Source organism: Pseudomonas sp. AFG_SD02_1510_Pfu_092, from assembly GCF_003331055.1.
Lineage (GTDB): Bacteria > Pseudomonadota > Gammaproteobacteria > Pseudomonadales > Pseudomonadaceae > Aquipseudomonas.
The window spans coordinates 47,237-61,721 of sequence record NZ_PUQD01000001.1; the positions used below are offsets into that span (position 1 = coordinate 47,237).

16 protein-coding genes are annotated in these 14,485 nt (G+C 59.4%); 4 read left to right on the forward strand and 12 right to left on the reverse strand.

The genetic code is table 11. The features are described from left to right. Positions 1–126: 126 nt before the first annotated feature. The 8 genes from arsJ to C6A77_RS00260 are packed head-to-tail and all read right to left on the reverse strand — an operon-like array spanning position 127 to position 5,990. Positions 127–1,359 carry an organoarsenical effux MFS transporter ArsJ gene (gene arsJ / locus C6A77_RS00225; RefSeq protein ID WP_044047293.1) on the reverse strand — a complete coding sequence of 411 codons (1,233 nt, stop codon included), beginning with the start codon at positions 1,357–1,359 and terminating at the stop codon, positions 127–129. A gap of 9 nt (positions 1,360–1,368) precedes the next feature. Continuing rightward, positions 1,369–2,373 (reverse strand): ArsJ-associated glyceraldehyde-3-phosphate dehydrogenase, encoded by a 1,005-nt coding sequence (locus C6A77_RS00230; protein ID WP_013974856.1) that lies wholly within the window; start codon positions 2,371–2,373, stop codon positions 1,369–1,371. Positions 2,374–2,405: 32 nt separating this feature from the next. Continuing rightward, the gene (locus tag C6A77_RS00235; RefSeq protein ID WP_013974857.1) at positions 2,406–2,909 is read right to left on the reverse strand and encodes a cyclin-dependent kinase inhibitor 3 family protein; all 504 of its coding nucleotides are present in this window, start codon (positions 2,907–2,909) and stop codon (positions 2,406–2,408) included. Positions 2,910–2,921: 12 nt separating this feature from the next. Then, a complete protein-coding gene (gene arsH / locus C6A77_RS00240) occupies positions 2,922–3,638 on the reverse strand; it encodes an arsenical resistance protein ArsH (protein WP_013974858.1) in 717 nt (238 codons plus the stop codon). Positions 3,639–3,641: 3 nt separating this feature from the next. Continuing rightward, entirely contained in the window at positions 3,642–4,703 is a 1,062-nt protein-coding gene (gene arsB / locus C6A77_RS00245) for an ACR3 family arsenite efflux transporter (protein WP_054912979.1), read from the reverse strand. Between the two features lie 18 nt (positions 4,704–4,721). Next, on the reverse strand, positions 4,722–5,192 hold the full coding sequence (locus C6A77_RS00250; protein ID WP_044047179.1) for an arsenate reductase ArsC: 471 nt from the start codon (positions 5,190–5,192) through the stop codon (positions 4,722–4,724). A 19-nt stretch (positions 5,193–5,211) separates the two neighbouring features. Beyond that, the gene (locus C6A77_RS00255; protein WP_044047180.1) at positions 5,212–5,568 is read right to left on the reverse strand and encodes a metalloregulator ArsR/SmtB family transcription factor; all 357 of its coding nucleotides are present in this window, start codon (positions 5,566–5,568) and stop codon (positions 5,212–5,214) included. Between the two features lie 8 nt (positions 5,569–5,576). After that, the gene (locus C6A77_RS00260; protein ID WP_044047181.1) at positions 5,577–5,990 is read right to left on the reverse strand and encodes an arsenate reductase ArsC; all 414 of its coding nucleotides are present in this window, start codon (positions 5,988–5,990) and stop codon (positions 5,577–5,579) included. 115 nt (positions 5,991–6,105) lie between these two features. Here C6A77_RS00260 and C6A77_RS00265 point away from each other — a divergent pair, with 115 nt between their 5' ends. Beyond that, positions 6,106–6,444: a metalloregulator ArsR/SmtB family transcription factor gene (locus tag C6A77_RS00265; protein WP_013974863.1), complete on the forward strand. Its 339-nt coding sequence runs from the start codon at positions 6,106–6,108 to the stop codon at positions 6,442–6,444. A gap of 42 nt (positions 6,445–6,486) precedes the next feature. Continuing rightward, positions 6,487–7,029, forward strand: a complete 543-nt coding sequence (locus C6A77_RS00270) for an NAD(P)/FAD-dependent oxidoreductase (RefSeq protein WP_013974864.1) — start codon at positions 6,487–6,489, stop codon at positions 7,027–7,029. A 209-nt stretch (positions 7,030–7,238) separates the two neighbouring features. Here C6A77_RS00270 and C6A77_RS00275 read toward each other — a convergent pair whose 3' ends face one another. Beyond that, positions 7,239–8,936, reverse strand: coding sequence for a phosphoethanolamine--lipid A transferase (locus C6A77_RS00275; protein WP_044047182.1), 1,698 nt, complete (start codon positions 8,934–8,936; stop codon positions 7,239–7,241). Between the two features lie 507 nt (positions 8,937–9,443). After that, positions 9,444–9,602 carry a hypothetical protein gene (locus C6A77_RS25835; protein WP_224459398.1) on the reverse strand — a complete coding sequence of 53 codons (159 nt, stop codon included), beginning with the start codon at positions 9,600–9,602 and terminating at the stop codon, positions 9,444–9,446. On the opposite strand from C6A77_RS25835, the gene C6A77_RS25840 reads away from it, so the two are divergent. Next, positions 9,573–9,773 carry a zinc ribbon domain-containing protein gene (locus tag C6A77_RS25840; protein ID WP_224459391.1) on the forward strand — a complete coding sequence of 67 codons (201 nt, stop codon included), beginning with the start codon at positions 9,573–9,575 and terminating at the stop codon, positions 9,771–9,773. The two genes, C6A77_RS25835 and C6A77_RS25840, sit on opposite strands and share 30 nt — an antisense overlap. Before the next feature lie 55 nt (positions 9,774–9,828). Next, complete coding sequence (locus C6A77_RS00285; RefSeq protein WP_047595902.1) at positions 9,829–10,734, forward strand: cation diffusion facilitator family transporter; 906 nt, start codon at positions 9,829–9,831, stop codon at positions 10,732–10,734. A 125-nt stretch (positions 10,735–10,859) separates the two neighbouring features. On the opposite strand, the gene C6A77_RS00290 is transcribed toward C6A77_RS00285, so the two are convergent. Together C6A77_RS00290 and C6A77_RS00295 are read right to left on the reverse strand one after the other, a co-directional pair. Next, a complete protein-coding gene (locus C6A77_RS00290; RefSeq protein WP_010921731.1) occupies positions 10,860–13,826 on the reverse strand; it encodes a Tn3-like element TnAs1 family transposase in 2,967 nt (988 codons plus the stop codon). Positions 13,827–13,829: 3 nt separating this feature from the next. Beyond that, on the reverse strand, positions 13,830–14,390 hold the full coding sequence (locus tag C6A77_RS00295) for a recombinase family protein (RefSeq protein WP_010921730.1): 561 nt from the start codon (positions 14,388–14,390) through the stop codon (positions 13,830–13,832). Between the last annotated feature and the right edge of the window lie 95 nt (positions 14,391–14,485).

Sequence of the window (14,485 nt, forward strand, 5' to 3'; positions counted from 1 at the left end):
TGGCGGAGGCGCGTAAGCAACACGTTCTGTGAACGGGGTGTCCCGCACGGCCCGAAATACCGCAGCAGAAATGGAGCACTTTGTGATGAAAGCGAAGGCCTGATGGCTTCCGCATTTCCTCTCAGATCAGTGCGTCTGCTGTGCCATTTCAGTGTGCCTGGGCAGAGCAATCGAGATGAGTGCAGCGACCAATACGAAGACGCTGGAAACCCACAAGCAAGCCTCCAACCCATAGGCCTGAAACACCCAACCTGACAGCAGTGTGCCGACCAAACGACCGAGGGCGTTGGACATGTAGTAGAAGCCTACATCCAGGGAGACGCCATCTTCCTTGGCATAACTGACGATCAGGTAGCTGTGCAGCGATGAGTTCACGGCGAACAGCACACCGAACAGCATCAACCCACCGAGCAAGACTACCTTTGCCGACCAGCCTGCCGACAGGCCCACGGCAATGAGCGCAGGCAGTCCGGCCAGAGCGATTGCCCAGATGAAGGCTGCTCGGCCATCGGGTACATGACCACGCCTCTTGCCGGTGATATGGGGGGCAAACGACTGGACGATGCCATAGCCGATTACCCAGACGGCCAAGAAACCGCCGACCAGCCAGAAGTCCCAGCCAAACGCAGAGCTCAGGTACACCGGTAGTGCCACGACGAACCAGATATCCCGCGCACCGAACAAAACCAGCCGTGCGGCCGAGAGGATGTTGATGGCCCGGCTCTTGGACAGCATGTCGCGGAACTTCGGTTTGGCCTTGGCCTTGCCCAAGTCCTTTTTCAGCAGCATCAGACTACCGATCCAGATCAGGGCCAGCACCGCCGCCATGGCCAGCACCGCCTGGGTGAAACCGAGCAACGCGAGCAATGCTCCCCCGAGGAAAAAACCCACGCCTTTGAGAGCGTTCTTCGAGCCCGTCAGGATGGCCACCCATTTGTAGAGGATGCCTTGCTGGCTGTCCGGCACCAGGAGCTTGATGGAGCTCTTGGCGCTCATTTTGTTCAGGTCCTTGGCGATGCCGGAGAGCGCCTGGGCCGCCATCACCCACGGCACCGTCAGCGAGGCTGCTGGTACCGTGAGCATCAGCAGGGCGAAGACCTGCATGCCAAGGCCGATGTTCATGGTGCGGTTGAGCCCCAGGCGGGCGCCGAGGTAGCCGCCCACGAGGTTAGTGATCACGCCGAACACTTCGTAGAACAGGAACAGCGCCGCGATCTGCAGCGGCGTGTAGCCCAGCGAATGGAAGTGCAGTACCACCAGCATGCGCAAAGCGCCGTCGGTAAGGGTGAAGGCCCAGTAATTGCCGGTAACCAGCAGGTACTGACGCACTTCCGCAGACAGGGCTGACAACGCCTTCATGATCGCCATTTACTCCGCTGCGCCGACCAGGCGTGCTAGTTCAACCGCACGGTTGGCGTAGCCCCACTCGTTGTCGTACCAGGCGTAGATCTTCACTTGGGTACCGTTGACTACGAGGGTGGACAGCGCATCGATGATCGAGGACCGCGGATCGGTGCGGTAGTCGATGGACACCAAGGGGCGTTCTTCGTAGCCCAGGATGTCCTTCAGCGGTCCTTCGGTTGCGGCTTTCAGCAGCGCGTTGACCTCTTCAGCCGTTGTCTCACGTTCCACTTCGAACACGCAGTCGGTCAGCGAGGCGTTGGCCAGTGGTACACGTACGGCGTGACCATTCAGCTTGCCGCGTAGCTCGGGGAAGATCTCGGCGATTGCGGTGGCAGATCCCGTGGTGGTCGGGATCAGGCTCATGCCCGAGGCTCGGGCGCGACGCAGGTCCTTGTGCGGTGTATCCAGAATGCTCTGGGTATTGGTGAGGTCGTGAATGGTGGTGATCGAGCCGTGGCGTATGCCCAGGTTCTCGTGAATCACCTTGACCACCGGGGCCAGGCAGTTAGTGGTGCAGGAAGCGGCGGTGACGATACGATGCTGCGCCGGGTCGAATAGGTGCTGGTTGACGCCCATCACCACGTTCAGTGCGCCTTTCTCCTTCACTGGAGCGCAGACGACCACACGTTTGACGCCTTGATCCAGGTAGGCCTGGAGTACGGCTACCGACTTCATCTTGCCGCTGGCCTCGATGACCAAGTCACAGCCCGACCAGTCGGTGTCCGCGATGGTCTTGTTGGCGGTGACCTTGATGCGCTTGCCCTCGATCACTACCGCGTCGCCCTCTGCGCGGGCTTCACGGTGCCAGCGTCCGTGGATCGAATCGAAGTTGATCAGATGGGCATGGGTCTCGGCGTCACCGGCCGGGTCATTGATCTGCACAAACTCGAATTCCGGCCAGTCCCAGGAGGCGCGAAGCGCCAAGCGACCAATACGGCCAAACCCATTGATACCTACTTTGATAGCCATGTTCTTTTTCTCGAATCGCGATTAGCGAAAGGTCAGAGGGTGTCGCTGAACTGGTTGATATACCCAACGTGCGCAGGGTTCTGGATCGCACGTGGACGCAGGGCCTGGACCTGGGAAACAGCTTCCTGCACAGGGATGCCGCACTCGATCATCAGGCGGGCGGCAAACAGGCCGGTGCGGCCAGAGCCGCCCTTGCAGTGAATGGCGATCGTCTTACCGGTCATCACCAGCTCTTTCAGGCGTTCCCGGTGAGCCTTCCAGGCGGCCGCAAACGGCTCACCGGGCGCTTCGTCATCCTCGACCGGCAGGTGGAACCATTCGAGGCCCAGCAGTTGGCACTCCTCGGGAAGCAGATCGATCTCGTTCTGCAGCAGTTCTTCACTCGGCATCAGGGTTACCAGCGCGCTTGCGCCGGCATCGTGCAACGTTGCCAGAGCCTGAGATACCGATGTCTCCTTGGTACCTGGGCACGGAGTGAAGATCAGCTGGCCGACCAGTTCGGAATTAGCCAACACTGAATACGGGTGCAATTGCATGCTCACAAAGCCTCAAATGGATCGTTGATTGACACGCTTGGATAGTTCTTCAGCCGACTCTTTACGTTCGGAGTAGCGATCGACCAGGTAGTCGGAGCGATCACGAAGCAGCAGGGTGAACTTCACCAGCTCCTCCATTACGTCGACAACACGGTCGTAGTACGAAGAGGGTTTCATGCGACCCGCCTCGTCGAATTCCAGATAGGCCTTCGGCACGGACGACTGGTTAGGGATGGTGAACATGCGCATCCAGCGGCCGAGGACGCGCAGCTGGTTGACCACGTTGAAAGACTGCGAGCCGCCGCAGACCTGCATCACCGCGAGGGTTTTGCCTTGAGTGGGGCGCACGGCGCCCATGCTCAGTGGAATCCAGTCGATCTGCGACTTGAACACGCCAGTCATCGCGCCGTGGCGCTCTGGCGAGCACCAGACCATGCCTTCCGACCACAGCACCAGGTCGCGCAGCTCCTTGACTATGGGGTGGTCATCGGGCACGTCATCCGCCAGTGGCAGCCCGGTCGGATTGAAGATCCGCGTCTCGGCACCGAAGTGCTCCAGCAGGCGTGCCGCTTCTTCCGTCAGCAGGCGGCTGAACGAGCGTTCGCGGGTCGATCCGTACAGCAGCAGGATGCGAGGGTTATGGGTGGACTTTTGCTCGACTGCCAGTTTGTCTGCTGTCGGCAGGTCGACCAGATCGTTGTCGATATTCGGGATATGGTGTTCGGTCATGATTTACTCCTGAGTCAAGGCGCCAGATGGCTGATCGAACCAGCGGCGCTTGAGCCACAAGGCCACGCCCACCAGGGAGATCAGTACCGGCACTTCCACCAAGGGCCCGATGACGGTGGCAAACGCGACCGGCGAGGCAAGGCCGAAGGTGGCGATGGCCACGGCAATGGCCAGTTCGAAATTGTTGCTCGCTGCAGTGAACGCCAGCGCCGTGGTACGTGGGTAGTCAGCTTCCAACAGCTTGCCCATCCAGAAGCTGATGAAGAACATCACCACGAAGTAGATGGTCAGCGGGATAGCGATGCGCAGCACATCCAGCGGCAGTTGCAGCACCATGTCGCCTTTCAGGCTGAACATGGCGACGATGGTCAGCAGCAACGCCACAAGGGTCAGCGGGCTGATCTTCGGGATGAATCGCTCCTGGTACCAGGTCTCGCCCTTGCTGCTGATCAGGATCTTGCGGGTCAGGAAACCAGCCAGGAACGGGATGCCCAGGTAGATCAGCACCGATTGGGCGATATCGAGGAAGCTGGTCTCAATGACGCTACCTTCAAGGCCAAACAGCGGCGGCAACAGCCCCAGGAAGATCCAGGCGTACACGCTAAAGAACAGGATCTGGAAAATGCTGTTGAAGGCGACCAGACCCGCCACGTACTGGTTGTTGCCACCGGCGATCTGGTTCCACACCAGCACCATGGCGATGCAGCGTGCCAAGCCGATGAGGATCAGGCCGGTCATGTACTCAGGCTTGTCGGAAAGGAAGACAACGGCCAGCCCGAACATCAGGACCGGGCCGATCACCCAGTTCTGGATCAGCGACAGGGCAAGGATGCGCTTGTCCTTGAATACCTGTGGCAACTCCTCGTATTTCACCTTCGCCAGAGGTGGGTACATCATTACGATGAGGCCAATGGCGATGGGGATGTTTGTCGAGCCTACCGACAGGCTATTCAGCCACGCAGGCAATCCCTGGAACAGGCTGCCCAGACCAATGCCCAGGCCCATGGCCAGAAAGATCCACACCGTCAGGTAGCGGTCTAGAAAGGAAAGTCGGCTTTTGCTCATGGTGGATCTCCCTAAACGTCAGAGCGTTCCGATACGGGCCAGCTCGGCCTTAAGCTGGGCGGCATCCAATTGTTCGAAAGGCAGCGCGAGGAATGCATTGAGGCGTCGTTTGATCTGCTCAAGCGTGACGTCGAACGCTGCGTCCAGTTCGGCGGTGTTGCCCTGCTGGTCAGAAGGGTCAGAAAGCCCCCAGTGGGCTTTCACTGCTGGTCCGAAGAACACGGGGCAGGCTTCGCCAGCGGCCTTGTCGCAGACGGTGATGACAAAGTCCGGTGCCAGCTCGGCATGCGCGTCACTTGACTTGCTGCTGAGGCCCTCGGTGGAGATACCAGCACGCTGCAGCGCGGTGATGGACAGCGGGTGCACATCACCCTTTGGCTGGCTGCCGGCGCTGTAGGCCTTCATGCCGGCCGGGGCCAGATGATTGAAAACAGCCTCGGAGAGGATGCTGCGGCAGCTATTGGCGGTGCAGAGGAACAGAACTTTCATCGGTTTTTCTCGGCAATGATCAGCAGCAGGAGGCGACGCGTTGAGGGCGGTCACCCATTGTGTCCAGTCGTTTAGTGCTAGCACTCAGCCATTCGCGGTTGGCCTCCAGCGTCGTCGCCAGGACCTCACGTACCCAGCCGGGAAGCGATGGATGCAGGCGGTAATAAACCCACTGGCCCTGACGCCGGTCTTCCAGCAGGTCACACGTGCGCAGTTGCGCCAGGTGGCGGGAAACCTTGGGCTGGCTTTCTTCCAGCGCGCAGGTCAGTTCACAGACGCAGAGTTCTTCCTCGCGAGAGATCAGCAGCATCATCCGAATGCGGTTCTCGTCGGCGAGGCATTTGAAAACCTTGGTAGGTGTCAGCGAGTCAGTCATAGCAATTCTCAGTGTTTAGTTTTCACGAGGACGAACATTTTGATGCGCTCATGAATCTCATGAAGCGTGCGTCGGAAGGCATCGTGTTGGTCACTGGTAACAGGGTCTTCGAAGTTCCACGCCAGAACCTCGCCGAGGGCAGGCAAAGTAAGGCACTCATGGGCTGCCTTGTCGCAGAGCGTAATCAAGTAGTCGAACCGTTCCCCTGCAAACTCGTCGATGGACTTGCTGCGTAGAGCCTTGGTATCGATATCGAGATATTCGAGGGCGTCATAGGTGCGCGGATCGACTTGGCCAGGCTGGGTACCTGCGCTAAAAACTTCGAAATGCACAGGGTCTGTGTGCCGGAGCAAAGCTTCGGCGAGCTGGGAGCGAGCGGCGTTTGCGGTGCAAACAAACAGAACGCGGGTCTTGCCAGTCATCACTTGGTACCCTGAGTGTATATGGTTTTTCGAATATACGCTTTTTCGAATGTGTCGCAACCCCTCGATGATGGGTGGCTTTACATGTGCGCGTTCATGCACATATATTGGCTGCATGACGACCAACCAAAATCTCCGTGCTCAAGCCATCGAAGCCGCCATCGAGTCGCTAGACGAGACCTTCTTCAAAGCGCTTTGCGAGCCTTCCAGAGTCGCGGTTTTCAAGCGCGTACTTTTGCTCGGCCGGGCGGATGTCGGCGAAATCGCCAAAGAGCTGCCACAGGAGCGCTCGGTGATCTCCAGGCACCTGCAGGTATTGCATGACGCCAAGATCGTGAAGGCCACCAAGGTGGGTCGGCAGGTGTTCTATGAAGTAAATGGTGGGTCGATCGTCGAGCGACTGGAGGGCCTGCTCCAGCGAACCAAAGGTCTAGTATCGATCTGCTGTCCGTAGTCCGGCCTTTTTTTGCCTTTAGATATGCATGAGTGCGCATATATGAATGAGTTGGATCGCGTTCTGGATGTGGTCGTTATCGGTGGTGGGCAAGCAGGTTTGGCGACTGGCTGGCATTTACAGCAGCACGGCTTGGATTACCTCATCTTGGATGAGCAGACATCCCCGGGCGGTAACTGGCGTAACTACTACGAAAGCTTGCAGTTGTTCTCACCATCGGAGTACTCAGCGCTGCCGGGGCGAGCGTTTCTTGGCGATCCCAAGGACTACCCGGTGCGAAATGAAGTGGTGCAGTACCTGGAGGCATACGCCGCCGAGTTTCAGCTCCCTTTTCAGGGCGGTACCCGAGTGGTGGCGGTCGTACAGAAGGGCAAGGCATTTGAGGTTCGCACCGCCAACGGAGCGAATTTCACTACGCGTGCTGTGGTAGTGGCATCAGGTGGCTTCAGCCGTCCTTTCATGCCTGACATTCCTGGGCTAGAGAGCTTTTCAGGACACTGTCTGCAGATAAAAAAGCAGCTCCGAAAAGCTGCTTTTCTGCCCTACTCCCCCTTTTTATGCTTGTGGGGTTTCAGGTCTGGGTGATCCTTCTGCTTCTCAGGCGTGACCCGCTGCCTCTTGTCCGGAGTGCCATCTTCGTTGGTGCGTTTAGGGCCTGGCTTGATGCTCATGCAAATTTCCTTTTCCGCTTGGGTTGTTGAGTACTGCTATGTAGTTAGTCGAGCTTCTGGCTGCTGTCAAAGCAGCTCGATGTGGAATCGCTATCGACCTCACGTGTTCAGCCCGTTGCAGCATTAGAGGCCTGAGTAGGTGCTTCCGGTCAAAGTCTTGCAAGGGGCAGTAAAATCAAGAGCTGAGCGATACGAGGATGTCTGGACGTTCATCATCCCGAGTACGGTGTGGAACAGGTTGTCGTGGCTCAGTGGCGAGCTCGTCTGTGCTTTCAAGCAGCCCACATTGAGGCGTTCGCTTTTCGCGAGAGAATCAGACATCCAGAGCACCAATGGCACCTTGGTTTGCTCATCTGGGGCCATCGCATAGGGCAGCCCATGCAGGTAAAGACCACCCTCTCCCAGTGACTCTCCGTGATCTGAGACGTACATGAGCGCAGTGTCGAATTTGGTATTCGCAGCCAGGATGTCGATCAGCCCGGCCGTCACGTAGTCGGTGTAGAGGATCGAATTGTCGTAGGCATTGATCACCTCCTGCTGCTTACATTTGTCGAGCTCATTGGTCTCGCAGACCGGCCCGAATTTCTTGAACTGCGGGGGGTAGCGCTTGTAGTAGGCCGGGCCGTGACTACCTTTGTAGTGGAGCACCAGGACTGCATCGCCTTCCTGACGCTTGATGAAGTCCTCCATCTCCGAAAGCAGCACCCCGTCCTTGCACTCGTCGCTGGTACACAGTTGAGCATCTGCGTGTTGGGTAGCCTTGTGGTTTGGCACCCGATCACAGACCCCTTTGCAGCCCGAATTGTTATCAGTCCACATGACACTGATGCCTGCCCGCTGAAGCACATCGAGCAGCCCTTCTCGGCTCTTGGCCAAGCCGTCCTTGTACTCATCCCTCCCGACGTCCAAGAACATGCATGGCAGGGAAACCGCAGTGGCAGTGCCGCACGAGCTCACATTCGAGAAGCTGATGACATTGCGCTTTTCCAGCTCTGGATTCGTATCGCGGGAGTAGCCATTAAGGGAGAAGTTGGCGGAACGTGCGGTTTCCCCCACTGCCAGTACCAGCAGCTTGGGTTTGCGAGCCGCTCCCTGCCTGGTCACCACGGCGTCGGTACCAATGGAGGTCAGCGCTTTCGGTGTGGCCAGCTTGCGTTTCAGGTAACCATGACCGGCAGCAAACAAATTGGTGGGAACCAGAATGAGCCGGATCTCCCGATTGTTGCGTAGGAGGGAGGCATAAGACTGGTACTGGCTCAGCACGATACCAGCAAGGGTTACCAGTGCGAGCGACAGGACGATGAGTCTGCTACCCAACGCTTTGGTCCAGGGCTTGCGTCGCAGGGGCACCAGACAGATCAGGTAGACGGGCAATACCCCTACCATTGCCACCCAGAGGCCAAGTTTCCAGTTCAGTAGCTCGGACACCTCACCGACGTCGGTCTCCACGACGTTGGTGAACATCGTGTAATCAATGACGATGCCGTAAGCACTCATGAAGTAGCTGGCGAACGACGCGCTGATCAGCACCAGGCACAGCAGAGGTTTTGCGAGTCTTGACCATGACAGCAAGCTAAGTACGGTGAACACCCAAACGAACACTACGACTGGCAGGCTGGCGGCGAGCAACCAGTTAACTTCATCAGTGTTGAATGCCAGGCGCCAGAGCACACGCCAAAGCTCAGCGTTCACGAACAACAACAACCAAAAAGTTACTAGCGCGATGAGTAAATTGGTGCTGATGCCTTCCTGTCTAACTTTGCGAATAGCATGGATCCATTTACTTAACAGGATGTGAACAATGGATTTAGAAGGTGTCATTATCAAACTCTAGGGAGCTGCTCATCCATGGCGCTGGTTATGAATAGTCGGGAGCTAAACGGCAAGCCATCGACAGACACTGAGCGAATCAGGCCGTACAGAGCGCCAGAGACCTTGATCCCCTTAGCCTGAGGACGCTTAGGATGTGTGAGGCATAGGATTAAATGAGAAATTAGCTCTCGCTAGGCGCATTATTTCCGCCACACGATAACGTCATGATGACTTCGCGATTACAATGCTGACAGAATCGCGATAATGACTTTTTCGATTGTAAATGCTCAGGCTATGATAAAAAATCGGACAGGTCCGACTCTTTGAGTAGTCAATGCCATCTGGCGAATTAAATTAAATTTCATAAACAAACCAGCTTCGTTTTGTCGTACGCTAATTTTGAACTTTTACTTTAACTTAAAAGTCATTCTAACGAGCAGAACACTTCTTTCACCTTTTGCTCGTGCTGATGTCACCTATCGATGAGGGACGAATACCATGAGTTTTCTCAAAAATTTATTGGGCGGCCACCACGGCCGTGGCAACCACGGCGGTGGCAAGCATCACGGTAGTGGGCACGGGAGTGATCGACATGACCGGCATGGTCGCTTCGAGCAGCAGCAATCCTGCGACAGTAATGACCGGGTGATTGAGGATGGTCGCGTAATAGCTCAAGCCCCAATCAAAGATCTGCAGACTTGCAGGCACTGCCGGACCGCAAACGCCCCGTCCGCACGCTTTTGTCTAAACTGCGGAACACCACTATCGAGTGGTTGCACGGCCTGCGGCTCATCCCTGACAGCAGGAGCAAAATTCTGCAGCCAGTGCGGCCAAGCCACCCATTAGCGCATGGCCACACTGGAAATCCAACGCGACCACTACCCTGTGCAAGGAGAAATACGTGGGATCGAATCATGATCATGGCAGTGCCGCGCTTCGTGAGGGGCATCAGAAGAAACTAGTCATGGCATTGGTCCTGACCGGTAGCTTCATGATCGCTGAAGTGATCGGCGCATGGATTACCGGCAGCCTGGCGTTGCTGTCGGATGCGTCTCACATGTTCACCGACACCGCCGCTTTGGCAATTTCGTTGATTGCGCTTCAGATCGCAAAGCGGCCGGCGGATCAGAAAAGAACCTTTGGCTATGCGCGGTTGGAGATCCTAGCCTCCACGTTCAACGCCGTGCTGCTCTTCCTGGTGGCGATGTACATCTTGTACGAGGCCTACCAGCGCTTCTTCATGCCGGCGGAGATCGCCACCGGGGCGATGATGTGGATCGCAATTGTCGGCCTGATCATCAACCTGATTTCAATGCGACTGCTGGCATCTGCCAGCAACGAGAGCCTCAACGTCAAAGGCGCCTACCTCGAAGTCTGGAGCGACATGCTCGGATCGTTGGGCGTGATCATCGCAGCCCTCATTATCCGCTTTACCGGCTGGACCTGGGTCGACACGGTTGTCGCCGTAGCGATCGGCCTTTGGGTATTGCCGCGGACTTGGCAATTGCTTCGAGAGAGCCTGGGGATTCTTATGGAAGGTGTACCCCGGGGGCTCAACGTGGCGGCAATCGAGGCCACGATCCTCAAGGTCGACGGCGTCACGGATGTCCATGACTTGCACGTTTGGGCCGTCAGCAGCGGAAGCAACGTGATGACGTCGCACGTGGTCGTCCGAGACGCAGCAGATGGAGATGCTGTGCTAGCGGCCGTCGTGGATGCAGTCAGCGACGCGTTCGAAATCCATCACTGCACCATTCAGATCGAGCGCGCAGCTTTCCACGAGAACGTTCCGTCGCCGTCGCATTGATCGGCCGGTAGACACCTGATCAACACACCGCCGCCAACGTCGGGGGGGTGTTGTCGAGGAAAGGTAAGGATGGATAGGCGACAGCAGAAGCAGGGGGGCTCGCAGAATTCGGAAAAAATCGTACGCTAAGGTTTTCCGGGCATCCGTAGGGGCCGAAACTTCCCGTCTTCCAGTCTGCGGCTCTGCCGCCAGACGTAATCGCCGGTGAGGTTGATGTGCTCCCAGCCCAGCGGCGACAGGAATTGCAGCAGCTCGCCGTCCACCGGCTTGCCGGCCTCGACCAACCCCTGGGTGGCGCGCTCCAGGTACACCGTGTTCCACAGCACGATAGCCGCCGTCACCAGGTTGAGGCCGCTGGCCCGGTAGCGCTGCTGCTCGAAGCTCCGATCCCTGATTTCCCCAAGGCGGTTGAAGAACACCGCCCTGGCCAGCGAGTTGCGCGCCTCACCTTTGTTCAGGCCGGCATGCACGCGGCGGCGCAGCTCAACACTTTGCAGCCAGTCTAGGATGAACAGCGTGCGTTCGATCCGGCCCAGCTCGCGCAGGGCCACGGCCAGGCCGTTCTGGCGCGGATAGCTGCCGAGCTTGCGCAGCATCAGCGAGGCAGTGACGGTGCCCTGTTTGATCGAGCTGGCCAGGCGCAGGATGTCGTCCCAATGGGCGCGGACGTGCTTGATGTTCAGGGTGCCGCCGATCAGCGGCCGCAGCGTCGGGTAGGTCTGCACGCCCTGCGGCACGTACAGCTTGGTTTCGCCGAGGTCGCGGATGCGCGGCGCGAAACGGAAGCCCAGCAGGTGCATCAGGGCGAAGACGTGATCGGTGAAGCCGGCCGTGTCGGTGTAGTGCTCCTCGATCCGCAGGTCGGACTCGTGGTACAGCAGGCCGTCGAGCACATAGGTGGAATCGCGCACGCCGACATTCACCACGCGGGTGCTGAACGGCGCGTACTGGTCGGAGATATGGGTGTAGAACAGCCGTCCCGGCTCACTGCCGTACTTCGGGTTGACGTGTCCGGTGCTCTCGCCCCGGCCGCCAGCCCGGAAACGCTGGCCATCGGAGGATGAGGTGGTGCCGTCGCCCCAGTGGGCGGCGAAGGCATGCTGGTACTGGTGGTTGACCAGCTCGGCCAGGGCCGCCGAATAGGTCTCGTCGCGGATGTGCCAGGCTTGCAGCCAGGACAGCTTGGCGTAGGTCAGACCGGGGCTCGACTCGGCCATCTTGGTCAGCCCGAGGTTGATCGCATCACCGAGGATCGCGGACAGCAGCAACGTCCGGTCTTTGGCCTCGGCCCCGTCCTTCAGGTGGGTGAAGTGGCGGCTGAAGCCCGTCCAGTCGTCCACGTCCATCAGCAGTTCGGTGATCTTGATGCGCGGCAGTAACTGACTGGTCTGGTCGATCAGCGCCTGCGCCCGATCCGGCACCGCCGCATCCAGCGGGGTGATCTTCAACCCGGACTCGGTGAGGATGGCATCGGGCAGCTCGTTGTCCTTGGCCAGGCGGGCGACAGTGGCCAACTGCTCGTCCAGCAGCTGCAAGCGCTCTTCCAGATACTGGTCGCTGTTCGGGTTGATCGCCAGCGGCAGGGCCTGTTCCCGCTTGAGCGCGGCGAACTTCTCGGCCGGCAACAGGTAGTCGTCGAAGTCGCGGAACTGCCGCGAGCCCTTGACCCAGATGTCGCCGGAGCGCAGGGCGTTCTTCAGCTCGGACAGGGCGCAGATTTCGTAGAAGCGCCGGTCGAGGCCTTCCGGGGTGATCACCAGTGGCTTCCAGCGCGGCTTGATGAAGGCGGTGGGAGCATCGGCCGGCACCTTGCGCAGGTTGTCGGCGTTCATCTCGCGCAGCGTCTGCACGGCTGCCAGCACGCCCTGCGCGGCCGGGGCGGCGCGCAGCTCCAATACCTCCAGCAGAGCCGGCGTGTAGCGGCGCAGGGTGGCGAAGTTCTCGCCGACCAGGTGCAGGTGGTCGAAGCCCTCCGGCCGGGCCAGCAGCTCGGCTTCGCTGACGCTCTCGGTGAACTCGTCCCAGGGGATCACCGCCTCGATGGCGGCATAGGGGTCGCTGCCGGCTTCCTTGGCCTCCAGCAGCGCCTGGCCGATCTTGGAGTACAGGCGCACCTTGTCGTTGATCGCCTTGCCCTGCTTCTGGAACTGCTGCTGATGCTTGTGCTTCGCGCCGCTGAACAGCTTGACTAGGATGCGGTCGTGCAGATCCACCAGCTCATCAATCACGGTTGCAGTGCTCTCCAGCACCACGGCGGCCAGGGTCGCATAGCGCCGCTGCGGCTCGAACTTGCCGAGGTCTTTGGGCGTCATCTGCCCACCCTCGCGGGCCAGCTTGAGCAGGCGGTTCTGGTGGATGTGCCGGCCCAGGACTTCGGGCAAGTCCACCAGCTGAAATGTCTTCAGCCGCTCGATGTGCTCAAGCATGTGCCGAGAGTTGGGTTTCAGCGGTGCCTGGCGCAGCCAGGTCAACCAGGTGATGCTGCTGCCGGCCTTGAGCTTCAACAGCTCGTCCAGCTTGGCCCGATGCGAGTCCGTGAGCGGTTCAACCAGGGCGCGGTAGACCCGCCGATTGGCCCGTGCAATGGCCTCCGAGCAAGCCCGGTCGATCACGCTCAACGCCGGCAGGATGCGTCGCTTCTGCCGCAGGCTCTCCAGCGCCTGGCCGGCCAGCAGCAAGCCCTTGTCGGTCTGCTGGGCCAGTTCGGTCAGCTCGCGCACCAGGGCGCGGAAGTCGGACAGGCCGAACGGGGCCAGTTGAAGGTAGGTGCGCAGTTCCTGGGCGTGCTCGCGACGGGTCACATCGCGCTCGCCGTACTTCGTCCAACTCGCCGGATCGGTCTGGACTTGCTTGGCCACCCACAGGATGACCGGTTCGGGCAGCTCGCTGTCAGTGCCCAACGCATAGCCGGGGTAGCGCAGCAGGCAGAGTTGCACGGCGAAGCCGAGGCGGTTGGCGTCGCCGCGCCGCTGACGGATCAGCGACAGGTCGGAGTCGTTGAAGGTGTAGTAGCGGATCAGGTCATCCTGGCTTTCTGGCAACGCGAGCAGGGTGCCCCGCTCCGTGGCCGAGAGGATCAAGCGACGCGGCATGTGTCAGTCGTCCGTGCGGAGGTACTGGTAGAGGGTTTCCCGGCTGATGTTGAACTCGCGGGCAAGCTGCGCCTTGGGCTCGCCGGCCGTCGCTCGCTGCCGCAGGGTAGCAGCCTGCTCATCGGACAGGGCTTTCTTGCGGCCCCGGTACGCGCCACGCTGCTTGGCCAAGGTGATGCCCTCACGCTGCCGCTCGCGGATCAGGGCGCGCTCGAACTCAGCGAAGGCCCCCATCACCGACAGCATCAGGTTGGCCATCGGCGAGTCCTCGCCAGTGAACACCAGGCCCTCCTTCAGGAACTCGATGCGCACGCCGCGTTGAGTCAGCTTCTGTACCAAGCGACGCAGGTCATCGAGGTTGCGGGCCAGCCGGTCCATGCTGTGCACCACCACTGTATCGCCTTCGCGGACGAAGCTCAGCAGCGCTTCGAGCTGGGGGCGCTGGGTGTCCTTGCCCGATGCCTTGTCGGTGAACACCTTGCTCACCTGTGTCTGTTCCAGCTGGCGTTCCGGGTTCTGGTCGAAGCTGCTGACCCGGACGTAGCCGATGCGGTGCCCCTGCACGATGTCTCCTTGGTTGAAGGCGGCTTAAGTGCTCCTTCTGTTCCGTTGTGCCTCAAACCCCGTTTCTGTCAGGCTGAAATCTATGACCTTCGCAG

Coding starts and splice junctions, on each gene's coding strand:
- arsH (WP_013974858.1), bottom strand. CDS start 3,638: ATGACCGAACACCATATCCCGAATATCGACAACGATCTGGTCGACCTG.
- C6A77_RS00230 (WP_013974856.1), bottom strand. CDS start 2,373: ATGGCTATCAAAGTAGGTATCAATGGGTTTGGCCGTATTGGTCGCTTG.
- C6A77_RS00270 (WP_013974864.1), top strand. CDS start 6,487: ATGAATGAGTTGGATCGCGTTCTGGATGTGGTCGTTATCGGTGGTGGG.
- C6A77_RS00265 (WP_013974863.1), top strand. CDS start 6,106: ATGACGACCAACCAAAATCTCCGTGCTCAAGCCATCGAAGCCGCCATC.
- arsB (WP_054912979.1), bottom strand. CDS start 4,703: ATGAGCAAAAGCCGACTTTCCTTTCTAGACCGCTACCTGACGGTGTGG.
- C6A77_RS00250 (WP_044047179.1), bottom strand. CDS start 5,192: ATGAAAGTTCTGTTCCTCTGCACCGCCAATAGCTGCCGCAGCATCCTC.
- arsJ (WP_044047293.1), bottom strand. CDS start 1,359: ATGAAGGCGTTGTCAGCCCTGTCTGCGGAAGTGCGTCAGTACCTGCTG.
- C6A77_RS00260 (WP_044047181.1), bottom strand. CDS start 5,990: ATGACTGGCAAGACCCGCGTTCTGTTTGTTTGCACCGCAAACGCCGCT.
- C6A77_RS00235 (WP_013974857.1), bottom strand. CDS start 2,909: ATGCAATTGCACCCGTATTCAGTGTTGGCTAATTCCGAACTGGTCGGC.
- C6A77_RS00275 (WP_044047182.1), bottom strand. CDS start 8,936: ATGACACCTTCTAAATCCATTGTTCACATCCTGTTAAGTAAATGGATC.
- C6A77_RS00255 (WP_044047180.1), bottom strand. CDS start 5,568: ATGACTGACTCGCTGACACCTACCAAGGTTTTCAAATGCCTCGCCGAC.
- C6A77_RS00290 (WP_010921731.1), bottom strand. CDS start 13,826: ATGCCGCGTCGCTTGATCCTCTCGGCCACGGAGCGGGGCACCCTGCTC.